15 protein-coding genes are annotated in these 15,676 nt (G+C 62.0%); 8 read left to right on the top strand and 7 right to left on the bottom strand.

Annotated features, from left to right (window positions below):
* Nucleotides 1–710 precede the first annotated feature (710 nt).
* A complete protein-coding gene (locus D0550_RS35180; RefSeq protein WP_116809613.1) occupies nucleotides 711–950 on the bottom strand; it encodes a hypothetical protein in 240 nt (79 codons plus the stop codon).
* 150 nt (nucleotides 951–1,100) lie between these two features.
* Between D0550_RS35180 and D0550_RS12940 the strand changes: the two genes are divergently transcribed.
* Together D0550_RS12940 and D0550_RS12935 are read left to right on the top strand one after the other, a co-directional pair.
* Nucleotides 1,101–2,231 (top strand): zinc-binding dehydrogenase, encoded by a 1,131-nt coding sequence (locus D0550_RS12940; RefSeq protein ID WP_116809612.1) that lies wholly within the window; start codon nucleotides 1,101–1,103, stop codon nucleotides 2,229–2,231.
* 10 nt (nucleotides 2,232–2,241) lie between these two features.
* Nucleotides 2,242–3,399, top strand: coding sequence for an enoyl-CoA hydratase/isomerase family protein (locus D0550_RS12935; RefSeq protein ID WP_116809611.1), 1,158 nt, complete (start codon nucleotides 2,242–2,244; stop codon nucleotides 3,397–3,399).
* 5 nt (nucleotides 3,400–3,404) lie between these two features.
* Here D0550_RS12935 and D0550_RS12930 read toward each other — a convergent pair whose 3' ends face one another.
* Together D0550_RS12930 and D0550_RS12925 are read right to left on the bottom strand one after the other, a co-directional pair.
* Complete coding sequence (locus tag D0550_RS12930; RefSeq protein ID WP_116809610.1) at nucleotides 3,405–4,118, bottom strand: glutathione S-transferase N-terminal domain-containing protein; 714 nt, start codon at nucleotides 4,116–4,118, stop codon at nucleotides 3,405–3,407.
* 79 nt (nucleotides 4,119–4,197) lie between these two features.
* The gene (locus D0550_RS12925) at nucleotides 4,198–4,884 is read right to left on the bottom strand and encodes an HAD-IA family hydrolase (protein ID WP_116809609.1); all 687 of its coding nucleotides are present in this window, start codon (nucleotides 4,882–4,884) and stop codon (nucleotides 4,198–4,200) included.
* Between the two features lie 126 nt (nucleotides 4,885–5,010).
* Between D0550_RS12925 and D0550_RS12920 the strand changes: the two genes are divergently transcribed.
* Entirely contained in the window at nucleotides 5,011–5,847 is an 837-nt protein-coding gene (locus D0550_RS12920; RefSeq protein WP_116809728.1) for a 5'-3' exonuclease, read from the top strand.
* Here the strand turns inward: D0550_RS12920 and D0550_RS12915 are convergent, their stop codons facing one another.
* Nucleotides 5,848–7,467: a tetratricopeptide repeat protein gene (locus D0550_RS12915; RefSeq protein WP_116809608.1), complete on the bottom strand. Its 1,620-nt coding sequence runs from the start codon at nucleotides 7,465–7,467 to the stop codon at nucleotides 5,848–5,850.
* 148 nt (nucleotides 7,468–7,615) lie between these two features.
* Between D0550_RS12915 and D0550_RS12910 the strand changes: the two genes are divergently transcribed.
* The 3 genes from D0550_RS12910 to D0550_RS12900 all read left to right on the top strand — a co-directional run bounded on the left by D0550_RS12910 (nucleotide 7,616) and on the right by D0550_RS12900 (nucleotide 9,499).
* Complete coding sequence (locus D0550_RS12910; protein ID WP_116809607.1) at nucleotides 7,616–8,050, top strand: hypothetical protein; 435 nt, start codon at nucleotides 7,616–7,618, stop codon at nucleotides 8,048–8,050.
* Nucleotides 8,051–8,055: 5 nt separating this feature from the next.
* On the top strand, nucleotides 8,056–8,661 hold the full coding sequence (locus tag D0550_RS12905) for a TetR/AcrR family transcriptional regulator (protein WP_161965803.1): 606 nt from the start codon (nucleotides 8,056–8,058) through the stop codon (nucleotides 8,659–8,661).
* A gap of 73 nt (nucleotides 8,662–8,734) precedes the next feature.
* Nucleotides 8,735–9,499 (top strand): ThuA domain-containing protein, encoded by a 765-nt coding sequence (locus D0550_RS12900; protein WP_116809605.1) that lies wholly within the window; start codon nucleotides 8,735–8,737, stop codon nucleotides 9,497–9,499.
* On the opposite strand, the gene D0550_RS12895 is transcribed toward D0550_RS12900, so the two are convergent.
* Nucleotides 9,486–10,868, bottom strand: a complete 1,383-nt coding sequence (locus D0550_RS12895) for an APC family permease (RefSeq protein WP_206606247.1) — start codon at nucleotides 10,866–10,868, stop codon at nucleotides 9,486–9,488. The genes D0550_RS12900 and D0550_RS12895 overlap by 14 nt on opposite strands.
* Nucleotides 10,868–11,737: a class I SAM-dependent methyltransferase gene (locus D0550_RS12890; protein ID WP_206606246.1), complete on the bottom strand. Its 870-nt coding sequence runs from the start codon at nucleotides 11,735–11,737 to the stop codon at nucleotides 10,868–10,870. The genes D0550_RS12895 and D0550_RS12890 overlap by 1 nt, the downstream gene beginning before the upstream one ends.
* A gap of 198 nt (nucleotides 11,738–11,935) precedes the next feature.
* Between D0550_RS12890 and D0550_RS12885 the strand changes: the two genes are divergently transcribed.
* The gene (locus tag D0550_RS12885) at nucleotides 11,936–12,391 is read left to right on the top strand and encodes a (2Fe-2S)-binding protein (protein WP_116809604.1); all 456 of its coding nucleotides are present in this window, start codon (nucleotides 11,936–11,938) and stop codon (nucleotides 12,389–12,391) included.
* Entirely contained in the window at nucleotides 12,388–14,607 is a 2,220-nt protein-coding gene (locus D0550_RS12880) for a xanthine dehydrogenase family protein molybdopterin-binding subunit (RefSeq protein ID WP_116809603.1), read from the top strand. Before D0550_RS12885 ends, D0550_RS12880 begins: the two co-directional genes overlap by 4 nt.
* Here D0550_RS12880 and D0550_RS12875 read toward each other — a convergent pair.
* Complete coding sequence (locus tag D0550_RS12875; RefSeq protein WP_116809602.1) at nucleotides 14,593–15,675, bottom strand: amidohydrolase family protein; 1,083 nt, start codon at nucleotides 15,673–15,675, stop codon at nucleotides 14,593–14,595. The genes D0550_RS12880 and D0550_RS12875 overlap by 15 nt on opposite strands.
* Nucleotide 15,676 lies beyond the last annotated feature (1 nt).

Genomic DNA, 15,676 nt, shown 5'->3' with positions numbered 1-15,676 from the left:
AAGGCTGAGTTTGCTGCGGCGGTGGGCTGCAGCGGAAGGCTGAGTTTGCTGCGGCGGTGGGCTGCAGCGGGAGGCTCAGGGATGTCCTCCCGGCACCGCGACACACGCCGTCGCTCCGCTTCGCTCGCGCTGACGCGCGCGACTTTGCTGCACATTGCGCTGCGCAGTCCTGCTCCGCGCAAGCCCAGGGTGTACATCCATGTACACCCGCTCGGCGGAGCGAAGCAGTGCTTCGCTGAAAGACACCGCCGAGCCCATGTGGCTGCTAATGGACCACCATCCCTGGATGGATCCATTTGCCGGGAGGACATCCCTGAGCCTCCCGCTGCCGAGACGTCGGTGGAACGCAAAACTCGGCGTCTCAGCATCTTGGCGACTCCGAGTTCTTCTCTTTACACTCACCGCGCACTCCGACGTCTCGGTAACGAGGCGGTAACTCCGCGCAGCGCCTAACGCTACCGCGCTCTCTTCTCTTCACCCTCACCGCGCACTCCGACGTCTCGGCAGCGCCAGGGTGGGGTGTCTCCTCCCGGCAGCTTTGCGGTACAGGGACGGGACCGCAACAGCAGGGCTCATCATGGACGTGCGGTGTAGGAGCGCTAGCGCTCCGGCCGTGCCCGGTGCCGGGAGGAGACACCCCACCCTGGCGCTGCAACCCACCGACGCCGCAAACGCATTCCGGCAACAACGGCCGCCTTGCACCGCCAACCTCACTTCTTCTTCGAAGCCTTCGAAGCCTTCTTCTTCGAGGCGCCACTCGACTTCCGCGATGAGGTAGCTTTCTTTCGCGTCGTCGCCTTCTTCTTCGCCGAAGTCGACTTCGGCCACCCCTGCTCCATCTGATCGTACGATTCCTTGCTGACCGTGGAGCGCGATTTCGGTCTGCTCTTGCCCGCGCGTTTGCGGCGGTTGATGTTCTCCACGAGGGAGTTCTTGCGTTTGCTGGCCATGTCGCCTCCGCGTCGTTGCACGCCTCGGTAACGGCCGCGAGCTTGCGTTGGTTCGCCTGTCGGTACAAATCGCGCGTCCTCGATCGCGGGTGATTCGACATCGTGCCGTGGTGTAACCTGCGCCTCTAAATCGACACCGCGAGTCCTCCAATGAGCGAGACCAATCTGCAGCTGCGATCCTTGATAACCGCCGGCGGTGAGCTGCAACTGTCGTTGCGTCAGGTGCAGATTCCCGAGCCGGCGGCGGATGAGGTCGTGATTCGTGTGTTGGCTTCGCCGATCAATCCCTCCGATCTCGGTTTGCTGCTCGGCCCTGCCGACATGTCCACCGCCAAAGCGGGCGGTACTGCTGACAGTCCGACGCTGACAGCAAAGATTCCACCCAACCTCCTGGCCGGAATGGCGCCACGCGTCGATCAATCTATGGTCGTTGGCAACGAAGGCGCTGGTGTCGTCGTCAAGGCGGGCGCGGACGCGCAGAAACTCGTTGGCAAAACCGTCGCTGCACTCGGTGGCGGCATGTACGCGCAGTATCGCGTCGTCAAAGCCGCCGCATGTCTGGTGCTGCCAGAAGGAACCACGCCTGCTGAAGGTGCTTCCTGCTTCATCAACCCACTCACCGCGCTCAGCATGGTCGAGACCATGCGGCGTGAGAATCACACCGCGCTGGTTCACACCGCCGCCGCGTCGAATCTGGGGCAGATGCTCAGCAAGATCTGTCAGAAGGACGGCGTGCCGCTCGTGAACATCGTGCGCAGTGCTGAACAGGCCGAGACGCTGCGCAAGATCGGTGCGAAGTACATTTGTGACAGCACCTCGCCGAACTTCATGGCGGAGCTCACCGACGCGCTTGCGGCGACTGGCGCAACGCTGGCCTTCGATGCAGTCGGCGGCGGCAAGCTCGCCAATCAAATCCTGATCGCCATGGAAGCCGCCATCAACCGCAAGATCACGACCTTCAACCGCTACGGCTCGCCAGTGCACAAGCAGGTGTACACGTATGGCGTGCTCGATACGCGGCCGATCGAGATCGATCGCACCAACGTCGGCATGGCGTGGGGTGTCGGCGGTTGGCTGCTGACCTGGTTCCTGGAGAAGATCGGCCCGCAAGCGACGCAGAAGCTGCGCGAGCGCATCGTGGCCGAGCTGAAGACCACCTTCGCCAGTCATTACACCGCGGAGATCTCGTTGATCGAGGCTCTGCAGCCCGAAGTGATCCAGGCCTACAACCGGCGCGCGACCGGTGAGAAGTACCTGATCAATCCGAACAAAGGTTCTTGATAGTTCCGCGATGAATTCCGGTTCCCCAACCTCGGCGCATGCCGCAAGCGCCTGCGTGCGCTTCGAAGAAGTTCCCACGCAACACGGCTATCGTCTGGGCTTCGCCAAGCTCAACGCCGAGAAATCGTTGAACGCGCTGTCGCTCGACATGATCCGGCTGCTCGATCCGCAGCTGCGGCGCTGGGCGGAGGATCCGGGAATCGCGTGCGTTGTGCTGCACGGCGCGGGCGAGAAAGCCTTCTGCGCCGGCGGTGATATTCGCAGTCTCTACAAAGCCGTGAAGGAGCAGCCAGGCGTCATGCCGAATCCCACGGCGCTGGCCTTCTTCACCGAAGAGTATCGGCTGGATTATTTGTTACATCGCTATCCAAAGCCGCTCCTGGTCTGGGGCAGCGGCATCGTGCTCGGTGGCGGACTCGGATTGATGGCCGGTGCGAGTCATCGCGTCGTCACCGAAACATCGCGCCTCGCCATGCCGGAGATCACGATCGGATTCTTCCCCGACGTGGGCGCGACGTGGTTTCTGCAGCGGATGCCGAATCGCACCGGACTGTTCCTGGCACTCACTGGCGTGCAGATCAACGGCAGCGATGCGCTCGTTGGCGGCCTCGCCGATTACTCGCTGCGCTCCGCGGATCGAGACGCCTTGTTTGCACGCCTGCCACAAGCGATGTGGACCGCCGACGCGACCGAAAATCGCAACGTGCTCTCTGCCCTGCTCCGCGAGTTCGCGAGCCGCGCAACTGACATGATGCCGGCGCCTAACTTCAAGACTTACGAGCTAGAGATTCAATCGTTCTGTGACGGCGAATCCGTCGAGGACATGGTGTCTCGGATTGTTCGCTACGACGGTAAAGAGGAGTGGCTAAAGCGTGCCGCCGCAACGCTTGCCGCCGGATCACCGACTTCGGCCGTGTTGGGCTTCGAACTTCAGCGCCGCACGCGTGGACTCGATCTCGCCGAGACGTTTCGACTCGAGCTGATCGTTGCACTCCAGTGCTGCGCCCGGCCGGACTTCCCTGAAGGCGTGCGCGCATTGTTGATCGACAAGGATCAAAAGCCGCAGTGGCAACCGCGCACCTTGGATGCGATCACCTCGCAGTGGATCGACGGGCACTTCGCAGCGCCCGACTGGCCGGACTCGAGACATCCACTCGCCGATTTGTAACGGCGTTAGTTTTTCGGCGGTGTCGGCGGAATATTCAAACCCGCTTCCACCGCGGGCCGCGACAGGAACGCCCGCAGCACTCGCTGCACGTTGAGGAAGGTTTTGAAGCCCACCAGCTCGGCCGCCTCATAGAACCCGACCAAGTTGCGCACCCACGGAAAGATGGCGATGTCGGCGATGGTGTATTGGTCGCCCATCATCCAGCTCTTGCCTTCCAGGTGTTTGTCGAGCACGCCGAGCAGACGTTTCGATTCGTTGACGTAACGATCGCGCGGCCGCTTGTCTTCGATTTCCTTGCCGGCGAACTTATGGAAGAACCCGACCTGGCCGAACATCGGCCCGATGCCGCCCATCTGAAACATGACCCACTGAATGGTTTGGTAGCGCAGGATAGGATCCTGCGGTAGCAACTTGCCGGTCTTGTCGGCCAGATAAATCAGGATGGCGCCCGACTCGAACAACGGCAGCGGCTTGCCGCCCGGCCCGTTCGGATCGATGATGGCCGGAATCTTATTGTTGGGGCTCAGCGACAGGAATTCCGGCGTCAGCTGATCGTTGGTGTCGAAGCTGACCCGATGCACTTCATACGGCAGGCCGATTTCTTCCAGCGCGATCGACACCTTCACGCCATTGGGCGTGGGCAACGAATATAGCTGCAACCGGTCCGGATGCCGGGGCGGCCATTTCTTGGTGATCGGGAACGCTGAAAAATCTGCCATGACGAGATCCTCATTGCTGCGGACATTGTCGCACTATCCGAGGCCCTCGCGAGACCCCGACCGCGGAATAACTGTCATGTCAGATTTTCCTTGTCGAATGCAAACCGATCTGCAATCGACCGTCTGGACGGACCGTGGCCTTTAAGTTGTTGTAATCCAGGTAGCTGGGATGATGGGTGTCCATGGGGTGCTGATGTGTGGCGGTGATTACCACCACTGGGGCTCCGGAAGCTTCACCGGCACGAATGCCCGCGGCCGCATCTTCAAACACCACACAATCATCGGCGCTCCATCCGAGCTGGCGGGCGGCGAGCTGATAACACGCAGGATCAGGTTTGCCTCTGGGAATATCTTCGGCGGTGATGAAGACGGACGGTGTCGCCAATCCCGCCGCCGCCAGTCGCCGAACGGCCAGCGCTCGTGGCGCCGACGTGACGATGGCCCAGCGATCCTGTGGAAGTTTGGAGACAAATTCTCGCGCACCCGGGATCGCATGCACGCCTTCGACATCTTCGATCTCGGCGAGCGTGATTGCATTTGCCTCGGCTTCCGGATCGATGCCGGGAATATTCAATCGGCGTACCGAGTCCACCGCGCGCCGGCCATGAATGTCGTGCAGAAATGTGCGTGCGTCGATGCCGAATTGAGCGGCCCAGCGGGTCCAGACTCTTTCCGCCGCCTCGATGGAGCTGAGCAGCGTGCCATCCATGTCGAAGAGGATGGCCGCGAACGAGCGGCCGCCGAACAGAGCATCGAATTGAGTCATTCCAGCGACGGTCTCCAGGGGTACGGCGTAACTTAACACACCCTGCTGGCACGTCGCCCGAGCCTGCCCGGTCGCGGGCAAGCCGATTGTGTCAGACTATCCCTCCACCTCTTCATGGGCGAGCGCATGGTCATTCATCTGGTCGACGGCACTTACGAGCTGTTCCGTCATTTCTATGGTCTGCGCCGCTTCAATAAGGGTAAAGACAAGCCGCTCGGCGCCGCCAATGGCGTGCTGCACACCGTATTGGAGCTGATCGAACAAGGTGCAACCCACGTGGGCGTCGCGACCGATCACGTGATCGAGTCGTTTCGCAATCAGTTGTGGGCGGGCTACAAGACCGGCGAAGGCATCGACCCCGCGTTGTGGGCGCAATTTCATCCGCTGGAACGAGCGTTGCTTGCGATGGGCATCGCAACCTGGCCGATGGTGGAGCTGGAAGCGGATGACGCGCTGGCCTCGGCCGCTCACCTCGCCGCTGCGGATCCTCGCGTCGAGAAGATTTGCATCTGGACGCCGGACAAAGATCTCGCCCAATGCGTGCAAGAGGATCGCATCGTGCAGATGGATCGTAAGAGCAAAGCGATGCGCAATGCCAAAGAGGTGCAGGAAAAGTTCGGTGTGCCGCCCGCGCTGATTCCAGATTTTCTGGCGCTGGTCGGCGACACCGCGGACGGCTATCCCGGGCTGGAAGGCATCGGCCGCGTGGGCGCAGCGCGGCTCGTGAACAAATATGGACCGATCGAAAACTTTCCCGCAGAAGTGCTCGGCGCCGAGCGCATGGATCAAGCGCTGCTGTTCAAGCGCCTCGCGACCCTACGCACCGACGCCCCGCTGTTCGACAACGTCGATGCGCTTCAGTGGCGCGGTCCGAAGGAAGAGTTCGTTGCGTATGCAGAGCAGTCAGGCGATGCGCGATTGCTCGAACGATGCCGCAAGGCTGCCGCGAAGCTCGCCGCGTGACTATCGCATTGCCAAGTACTGCTTCGCTTCTTTGACCGCCAATCGCGGCGAATCTGGCGCCGCCAATTCGAGCAGCTGAGTGTAGAAAGCGCGCGCATTTGCCGTGTCACCAACAGCGCGCGCCGCTGTAGCCGCACCGAGCAGACTGTTGAAGCGCCTTGGATACAGCTGCAGTGATTGTTGATAGGACGCAAGCGCCTCGGCCGGTTTCTTTTGTTCGCTATAGAGATCGCCCAGCAGCTCGTACGCAGGCAACGTCGGCGCAGGCGTCACGGCATGTTTCGGCGTCGCGACTTCCAGCTCGGCCGCCTGCCGCATGATCTCGATGCTCTTTGCTTCCTGATGCTGTGCATGTGCGGACCAGGCTGCCAGCTCGAAATCCAGCACTTTGATCGTGCGAGCAAATTGATCCTCGCCCGCTTTGCGCGCGATGCCTTCCAACTCATCAAGGCGCGTCAGCACGAGCTGCACCTCTTCATTCTTCCCGAGATGAGCGGCACCGAGGCCGCGGGCGAATTGGGCCGTCGCTTCGGCCCACATGAAACGATCCCAATCGAGGTACGTTGGCGTGCGCGGTTCGATCTGCAACGCCGCCTTCCAATCACGTCGCTCGAGCGCATAGCGAGATTGCGTGGAGGCGAGATGAAAAGCAGTCTTGAAGCTCGGCTCCATGCGCGGCGTGCTTTGCAATCGATGCAGCTGTGCCGCCGCTTCCTCATCCGCACCCTGCTGCAAATACGCGTAGATCAGATACTCGATGGCATGCGCGAACTCGTCCCAGACCAGCTCGCCCCGCTCACCCGCCGGATGTAACAACGCGGCGTCGGCCGCTCGCAAGTTACCCTTGATGACGCCATCCCAATCGCCAAGACGCGTATAGATATGCGTCGGCATGTGTAGCGCATGAGGATTGTTCGGCGCGATCGACTCATACTTTTTGGTGATGTCCAGGAGCTCGCGCTCACGGCCCGGCACGTCGTTGGCATGCACGAGGTAATGCATCACGCCCGGATGGTCCGGCTGCTTCTGATACACCTTCAGCAGAATCGCCGCGGACTCGTCCGCGTGTTCTCGCAGATTGCCGCTCGCAGGTGTCGTCGCCAGATGGGACAACGCGTAGAAGATCGCCGCCTCGTCATCGCCGGGCAGCGCTTCGTAGGCTTGTCGTGACGCCTGTTCCCAACGACGAATGCGCGTCCAGTAATCAGTCGATTCGGGCGGCGCGAAAAATGCTTCCGCTGCGGCGATGAATTCCAGCTCACGCGTGCTCGATGGCAACGACTTTGCCTTGCGCACCTCGTCCCAGCCACGGGCCAGCGCAGCCGCATCCGGACGCGTCGGCCACAACGGTTGAAACAAGGTCATCGCCACGCCCCAGTGAGCCATGGCACAACTTGGTTCGGTCTGGAGGGTCTGTTCGAACGCTTCCCGCGCCTGCGGGTAAGTCATATGGTGGAGCAGCGTGATCGCGTAGTTGAACTGCGTCTGCGCCGGTGCCGTGCACGACACCGCAAAGTTGACCTTGCCCAAGGAGGAATGACTATGCTCGGCGGCGCTCGCCATTACCGTCAGTAGCAGCCCCATGAACAACGCGCTTCGCAAGTCCAATCCGCTCTTCATGCTCGCCCCCACCGCTGTGGCAAGGGTCAGCCTGGGCGCGTGGGAAGTCCGTTGCAAGGGGTCAATGAGACCCTGCGCCCGATATCGCCAAATGCGATCCGTTCGCATCTGCCTTGACTACTGACTGACCGCCAGTCATTATTTGGTCATGACACAGCACGACGTGAGCCAGTGGCCACTGGTCGTTTCCATCATCGACAGCGCCACCTTGAAGGACGACCTGCGCGAGGTCGCGGCGCGCTGGCGCGATTGGCTGTCGTGGAACGAGCCATTCGCAGCCCTGCAGATCTTCAGCGCCTGCGACGAAGGGCTGCTGGCCGAGCGCGACCGCGCGCTGAGCTGGTGGCTCGATGCGCAACGTCGTCAGATTCGACGCAACGTGGTCGCGCTCGCCTCCGTCATCCCCTGCGCTCATTATGAAAAAGTGCCGCACATGGGGACGCACGAGTTCTTCGGCATTCCCACCGCGACCTTTGCAACGATCGGCACGGCACTGTGCTGGCTCGAGGCACGAGCCTTCCGGCCGCACGAGCTCGCCTTCAATCGCGCGGCGGTCGAAGCCAGCCTCGCTGGGGTTGCATAGTGACGGTGGCACCCGTTCGAGCACGGGGCCGTCCACGCACCAAGCCCGCCGAGCTGCGGCGGGAAGAATTGCTCGATGCCGCTCAACAACTCTTCGTCGACAAAGGCATCGGCGCCACCAGCATCGATGACATCGCCAGCGCTGCCGAGGTCGCCAAAGGCACGTTCTATCTGTACTTCCCTTCCAAGGAGGCGCTGCTGCATGCTCTGCAGGAACGATTCGTTGCCGGCTTCCTGGAGCGTCTGGAGATCGCCATGGACCGCTGCGGGCCGGATCGCTGGCGGCCGAAACTTCAAGTCTGGGTGAGAACCGTCATCGAGGGCTATCTGGAACACGTCCGGCTGCACGATGTGATCTTCCATGAGGCCCAGCCGTACGATCGCCATTCGATGAGCAACAACCCGGTGATCGACCAGTTGACGACGCTGCTGAGCGAAGGCGCGAAGGCTGGCGCCTGGATCGCCGAGGAGCCCCGCTCCACCGCGATCATGTTCTTTCACGCCCTGCACGGCGGCGTCGATGCAGCCATCGCCGACAGCAAGAAAGTCAATCGGACCCGGTTGACTCGGACGATCACCACGTTCGTCGAGCGAGCCCTCAGCGTGAATTGAGCCTCGCGAGGGGCTTTCGGCGAGCGGCCTGGGTGGCGCAAGATGCTGGCCGTCCTTTGGCCATGGATGTCCCATGAAATATTCGAGCACCTGGTTATTGAGTCTGCTCGGCTGCCTGATCGCGCCGGCAGCCTTTGCGCAGCAGTTCAGCGTGGCAGTGTTCAGCAAGACCGCCGGCTGGCACCACGAGTCCATCAATGAAGCCGTCACGGCCATCCGCGGGCTCGGCAAGCTGCATCACTTCGACGTGTTCTGGACCGACGACCCCAATCGGCTGTTCAAGGAAGACGAGCTGACCAAGCACGCGGCGGTCATGTTCCTGCTCACGACGGGCGATGTGTTGAACGACGAGCAACAGGCTACGTTCGAGCGCTACATTCGCAGCGGCAAAGGGTTCGTCGGCGTGCACAGCGCTGCCGATACCGAGTATCGATGGCCCTGGTACACCAAGATGGTCGGGCACATGTTCCGCCGTCATCCCGCGATCCAGACCGCGATGGTCAATGTCGAGAGCCGCGACTTTCCCGGCATGGAACGCTTTGCACCGCGCTTCCTGACCACCGAGGAATGGTACGAGTTCGACGCGTCTCGCTCGCCGTCACTGCGCTATCTGCTCTCGGTGGACGAATCGACGTATGAACCTACGGAGCAGCGCCGGGCGGAAGCCAAGACCGTGCCCATGCATCCGATCAGCTGGTATCAGCCCTATGACGGCGGCCGCGCCTTTTATACGGCGTTGGGACATCTGCCGGCCACCTACTCCGATCAAGTGTTCATGCACCACTTGTACGGTGGGATTTATTGGGCAGCAACCGGCAAGGGCCTCAAGTCGCCTTAGCTCCGCGAAGGCGCAAGCCCAGCAATACCACCGCGCCACTGATCATCACGATGAGCGCGACATAGCTTGCGTGCTGCGACTCGGCGTAAGTGATGCTCGAATAGAGCAGATACGCGCACGTCGCGATGAAAATCAGGGGTAGCACCGGATACAGCGGCACACGGAATGGCCGCTCGCGTTCCGGATCCCGTCGACGCAGCACGAACAGTGCGATACCGCTGAGCATGAAAAAGAACCAGAACACCGGCGCGGTGAATTCCACCATGGTGGAGAAGCCGTCTTTCTCCAGTGCGCCGAAGGCGATGAGCGCCAGCGCAATCACGGCCTGAACGACAAACCCCACGATAGGCGCATGGCGCGTGCCCTGCCACTGCCCCATGAATCGCAACGCCGACCAATCCTGCGCCACCGAGTAGTTGCTGCGCGCGCCGACGATCATGGTCGAGTTCATGGACGTGAGTGCCGAGATCGCGACGATCACGCCGAGCAACTGGCCGCCCAACGGACCCAACGCGCCCTCCATCACATCGATGCCGACGGCCTTGCTCGCCTTGAGCTGCTCCAGGCCCAGGCCGTGCAACACGCTGGCCACGAAAATCAAATACGCGATCGTGATGATGCCGATCGAAATGACCAGCGTGCGCACCAGCGCACGCGGCCCGCCGCGAACCTCGGCCGAGACGTAGGCCGCTTCGTTCCAACCGCCGAACGTCAGCAGCACGAACACCATTGCGAGACCGAACGCCCCTACCCCCTCCGACGCAGCTGTTGCGGCGACCGGGGCCGAAGGTTCCAAGGTCATGCCGGCGATGGCGACCACCAACACCCCACCGATCTCCAGCAACGTGAGCGCGTTTTGCACGCGCGAGGAGCTGCGCAGCCCGATGAGGTTGACGACGGTCAGCACCACGACAGCCACCGTCGCATACACTGCCGAGGAGTACTCACCGAAACTGTACAGGCGCGTGAGATAGTCGCCCAGGATGAAGCCGAGCAGCGCAATCGAGCCGGTGCAGATCACAGCACTGCGCGCCCAGGCGAACAGGAAGCTCACATTCTTACCGTAGGCGCGCGTAAGGAAGGTGTAATCACCGCCCGCGCTTGGATAGGTGGCGGCCAACTCCGCGTAGGTGAGCGCGCCGACCAGCGACAGCACGCCACCCAACACCCACGCGAACAGCATTGTCGTGGGTGAACCGGCAATGCCGGCGACCAGCGAAGGCGTCTGGAAGATGCCCGCGCCGATGACGATGCCGACCGTAATCATGATCGCATCGAAGACGCTGAGCGTCGGCGTCGGTACGTCTGAAGCCGCCGAGCGCGTGGCAATTCCCTCTGGCGCGCGCTCTCCGTCGAGCGATCTGCTCACTAGAGACGGGTGCCCACGAAGTTCGAGGTCACATCGTTGCGAGTCACCTGCGCATCGATGCGATTGCCTGTTACCACTCCCTTCAGACGCGTTTGTACATTGCCTTCCGAGAACATCATCTCCACTTGAGTGCCACGCACTTCGGCGTTGCTGACGTCATCGCTGCGCTTGCCCACCGTCCCTGACAGCTTCTGGAAGGTCTGCACCAGATTCACATTGAAGCTGTCCTTGCCGCGCTCCTGCTTGAAAGTCCACTTGCCTGAAACATCGGCCGGCACGATCCACAGATAAGCCGCGCCGTCGGTCGACACGGAGCTCTCATCCGGCCGCCAGTCGTCCATCAGAAACGAATGCGAGACGACGCGCGTGCCCGGCCTCATCTTCAGGATGGTGGGGCGCAGTTTCAGATTCAGTTCCGGCAGCAAGTACAGCGTGACCACGGTGGCGGCACTGAAATCCGTCTCGAAGATATCGCCCTGGATGACCTTGACTTGGTCGCCGACCCCTTCGGCGCGCACCATGCATTGAGCCAGTTGCGCCATTTCCGGGTTGTATTCCACGCCTACCGCACGAGCGCCGAACTGCTTCGCCGCGGCGATCGCGATCTTGCCGTCGCCGGCGCCGAGGTCATACACCAGATCGTTCTTACCGACATGCGCCATCTCGAGCATTCGAGTGACCAGCGGATCGTTGGTCGGCACCCAGACCACGTCCTTGCCGGCCTGCCCGGTCGAGGGCTTGTACGACTTCTCGCAGTCTTCGCGCCTGGCTTCGGCACTCAGTGCCTGCGCTGCGACTCCACCGAGCAGCAGCCCGAGCCCCCAGGCTCGCACCCATCGTTGCAGACCATGACGAGTCGACATCGGCATGTTTGATCCTCCCCGCGAATCTGGGTGAACGCGGCTTCACCCGCAAAAGTTCACCGACAATAGCGTCATTGATTGACTCTCGTGGCGCTCAGGTTGCGCATCGTAGTCTCAGTAGTTCGCGCACGCCACGCAAAACCAGGAACCAGTCCGTGACACAAGCCGTCCTTGTGCCAGCTTCGGCGTCGTCACGGAGACTGTATGCCCGCCCTCACCGTCAATGGCAAATCGCATACCCTCGATGTTCCACCCGACATGCCCCTCTTATGGGTGCTCCGCGACGTCATCGGATTGACCGGGACGAAGTTTGGTTGCGGGATTGCCGCCTGCGGTGCATGCACCGTGCACGTCGATGGCCAACCCACGCGTTCGTGCGTCACGCCGGTCGCCGCGGTCACGGGTAAGAAAATCGTCACGATCGAGGCGCTGGACCAGGATCCCGTGGGCCGCAAAGTGCAGGTCGCATGGCGTGAGCTGGACGTCGCCCAGTGCGGCTACTGCCAGTCCGGGCAGATCATGTCGGCCGCTGCCCTGCTCGTCACCAACCCTCGGCCTTCGGACGCGGATATTGACGCCGCCATGGCCGGCAATATTTGTCGCTGCGGCACTTATGGACGCATTCGCACTGCCATCAAGCGTGCGGCGGAGGCGACATGAACGCAGTGATCCGCTCACTCAGCGAACAGAGCACCTCGCGGCGACTGTTTCTGCAAGGAAGCGGTGGTCTGCTGCTCGGCTTTGCGTTGCCCGGCTTCGGCGCGGAACAGCCGCGCAACGAGAAACCGTCCGAAGCGGTCGTCGGTCAGGCCACCAGCGCGATGACACAGGAGTCCGCCGGCCTGGCGCCGAATGCGTTCATCCGGATCGACCGCGCCGGGGTCGTGACGTTAATCATCCACAAGGTTGAAATGGGCCAGGGGACATTCACCTCTCTGCCCATGCTGCTCGCCGAAGAATTGGCCGTCGATCTCGATCGGGTCAAGTTGGAGCAAGCACCGGCAGACAACGCACGCTACGCCGACCCGCTGCTGGGCGGCCAGGTCACGGGCGGCAGCACGTCGATTCGCGCCACTTGGACACCTCTGCGGCAAGCCGGCGCGACGGCGCGAACCCTGCTCATCTCGGCAGCGGCACAGCAATGGAAGGTCGATCCCAGCACCTGTGTCGCACGCAATGGCGTGGTGACTCATCAAGCCAGCAATCGAACGCTCAATTACGGCGAACTGGTCGACGCCGCAGCGCAGCTTCCCGTGCCCAAGGAGGTTACGCTGAAGCAACCGAAGGACTTCACGCTCATCGGCAAGGCGCACCAGCGGCTCGACTCGCCCGAGAAGATCAATGGTCAGGCCCGCTTCGGCATCGATGTGAGATTGCCGAACATGAGTGTCGCGGCGATCGCGATCTCTCCGGTGCTGGGTGGCAAGCTGCAAGCCGGCGACGAAAACCAGGCCATGGCAGTCAAAGGCGTGCGCCAGGTCATCAAGCTCGATCATGCGGTCGCGGTGCTCGCCGATCACATGTGGGCTGCAAAGCAAGGACTCGCGGCGCTGTCGCCGACTTGGAACGAAGGCGCCAACGCCACGCTCACGACGCAAACGCTGGTCGCAGGCCTGCGTGCCGCTTCGGAGAAACCAGGCGCAGTCGCTCGCAACGATGGCCAGGCGGACAAGGCGATTGGCGCTGCGACCCGTAAGGTCGAAGCGATCTACGAAATGCCTTATCTCGCGCACGCGACGATGGAGCCCGTGAACTGCACCGTCGATCTGCGCGACGGGCTATGCGAGCTTTGGGTCGGCACCCAAGTGCCCGCACTCGCTCAAGGCGTCGCCGCCAAGATCACCGGCTATCCGCTCAACAAAGTGCGCGTCCACAATCATTATCTCGGCGGCGGTTTTGGCCGCCGCCTGGAAACTGACTTCATTGCGCTGGCGGTGGAAATCGCCAAACAGGCACGCGGCCCGGTGAAGGTGGTTTACTCGCGCGAAGACGACATCCAGCACGACATGTATCGTCCTTACTACCTTGATCGCATGTCCGCGGGGTTGGACGACAAGTCGTTGCCGGTTGGGTGGTTTCACCGCATCACCGGCTCTTCCATCCTGGCGCGCTTCGCGCCGGCCGCCGTCCAGAACGGCATCGACAGCGACGCAGTCGAAGGCGCCAAAGATCAGCCGTACGCCATTCCAAATGTGCGCGTCGAGTATGTGAGGCATGAGTCGCCGGTGCCGACCGCGTTCTGGCGCGGCGTGGGTGCGACTCATAACATCTGGGTGGTCGAAAGTTTTATCGACGAACTGGCTGCGGCGGCCAAGCAGGATCCGCTGGCTTATCGTCAGGGCCTGTTGAAGAACCAGCCTCGCATGCGCAGCGTGCTCGAGCTCGCTGCCAACAAAGCGGGATGGTCCAAACCGCTCAGTGCCATTGAGGGACGGCGCATGGGCCGCGGCCTCTCGGTGCAATTCGCATTCGGCAGCTACATGAGCCAGGTCGCGGAGATTTCCGTCGGTGCGGATGGCGAGGTGCAGGTGCATCGCGTCGTATGCGCCGTCGACTGCGGGCACATCGTCAATCCAGACACGGTCATCGCGCAGATCGAAAGCGGCGTCGTATTCGGTCTGAGCGCCGCGCTCTGGAACGAAGTCACCTTCGACAAAGGCCGCGTGCAACAGAACAACTTTACCGACTATCGCGTGATGCGGATCAACGAGGCGCCCACCATCGAGGTGCACCTGGTCAAGAGCAACGATGCGCCGGGCGGCATTGGCGAGCCCGGTACGTCGGCGATTGCCCCGGCACTGACCAATGCTATCTTCGCCGCCACCGGCACGCGGCTGCGCAAGTTGCCAGTGACTGCGACGTCATTGAAGGCGTAGTTCAGCGCTCGGCCACGCCGTCGGAAACAGGCGGCGGGCATTGCCGCTGTAGATCTTATCGATCACGTCACGCGGCAACGACAGACCGCGAAAGGGGGCTTCGAACTCAGCCGATCGCAACGTATCGCCACTACTCAGAAACCGCCAGTCGTCACGCCAGGCCTCATCCGCCTGGGCCGCGCAGGCGCTGTCCTCCTGCGGCCCCTGACAAGCAATATCGGTCGCGTACAGGATGCGATCCTGAAACTGGAGGAAGAAGCGGCGCACCTTGTCGCGCTCAATGCTCGCTTGTCGCTGCAGATGTGACAGACGCGCGGCGAGATCGACCGATGTGTTCGGATAACGATTCAGAAACTCGCTGATTCGATCGACACTCCACTCGAGCGACGCGAGGTGCACGCCAACGAACCGCAGCTTCGGATGACGTTCGAGCAGCCGATCGCGCGCCGCAATCTGCTGCTCATAGCTCGGCCACTCGGCATGCGTGGCCATGTGATATTGCGGATGGGTCTTGAAGTACTCACGGTCGCTGCTGATGGTCATTTCCGACAACGGCAGCCAGGCGTTACGTGGCTCTCCCAGATGACCGAGCACAACGATGCCCTGCCCTTCGAGCATGCGAAAAATGGGCGTGAAACGCGGATCGTCGATCATCACGACGCGGCCATCGGCGTCACGCTGCTGCATGCCGATATCCTTCCATACTTTCACCGCGACGGCGCCCGCAGCGAGTGCATCGCTCAGATGACGCATTACGCCCTGCTCCCAACCCGGCTGATCGCTGCCGGCCGCATCGAAGGTCGTGGCGAACGCCACGCGGTCGGGATAGGCTTCGCGCAGCGCCAGCGCATCCCGATGCTGCTCTGGCAGCGGTGGAAAATCGCTGTAGTTGACGTTGATGGTCAACAGCCGAAAGTTATCGGCGCTCGCGCGAGACAGCAGCGTCGGCAGCGGTCCATGCAAATGGACGTGAGTATCGATCTTCTCGATGTTCGCAAAATCACTGGCCTGATAAAGAGGTTGCTCTGCGTGGGCGGTTAACGCGACTGTCAGCAGGATCGCTGCCATC

The organism is Steroidobacter cummioxidans (assembly GCF_003104955.1).
The sequence above is the reverse complement of the archived record's forward strand: the minus strand, read 5'-3'. Positions and strand labels throughout refer to the sequence as shown.

Excerpts from the sequence above, each read along its gene's own strand:
- D0550_RS12885 (WP_116809604.1), top strand. The coding sequence starts at position 11,936 with ATGCCCGCCCTCACCGTCAATGGCAAATCGCATACCCTCGATGTTCCA.
- D0550_RS12925 (WP_116809609.1), bottom strand. The coding sequence starts at position 4,884 with ATGACTCAATTCGATGCTCTGTTCGGCGGCCGCTCGTTCGCGGCCATC.
- D0550_RS12890 (WP_206606246.1), bottom strand. The coding sequence starts at position 11,737 with ATGCCGATGTCGACTCGTCATGGTCTGCAACGATGGGTGCGAGCCTGG.
- D0550_RS12915 (WP_116809608.1), bottom strand. The coding sequence starts at position 7,467 with ATGAAGAGCGGATTGGACTTGCGAAGCGCGTTGTTCATGGGGCTGCTA.
- D0550_RS12910 (WP_116809607.1), top strand. The coding sequence starts at position 7,616 with ATGACACAGCACGACGTGAGCCAGTGGCCACTGGTCGTTTCCATCATC.
- D0550_RS12875 (WP_116809602.1), bottom strand. The coding sequence starts at position 15,675 with ATGGCAGCGATCCTGCTGACAGTCGCGTTAACCGCCCACGCAGAGCAA.
- D0550_RS12930 (WP_116809610.1), bottom strand. The coding sequence starts at position 4,118 with ATGGCAGATTTTTCAGCGTTCCCGATCACCAAGAAATGGCCGCCCCGG.
- D0550_RS12920 (WP_116809728.1), top strand. The coding sequence starts at position 5,011 with ATGGTCATTCATCTGGTCGACGGCACTTACGAGCTGTTCCGTCATTTC.
- D0550_RS12900 (WP_116809605.1), top strand. The coding sequence starts at position 8,735 with ATGAAATATTCGAGCACCTGGTTATTGAGTCTGCTCGGCTGCCTGATC.
- D0550_RS12880 (WP_116809603.1), top strand. The coding sequence starts at position 12,388 with ATGAACGCAGTGATCCGCTCACTCAGCGAACAGAGCACCTCGCGGCGA.
- D0550_RS12940 (WP_116809612.1), top strand. The coding sequence starts at position 1,101 with ATGAGCGAGACCAATCTGCAGCTGCGATCCTTGATAACCGCCGGCGGT.
- D0550_RS12935 (WP_116809611.1), top strand. The coding sequence starts at position 2,242 with ATGAATTCCGGTTCCCCAACCTCGGCGCATGCCGCAAGCGCCTGCGTG.
- D0550_RS35180 (WP_116809613.1), bottom strand. The coding sequence starts at position 950 with ATGGCCAGCAAACGCAAGAACTCCCTCGTGGAGAACATCAACCGCCGC.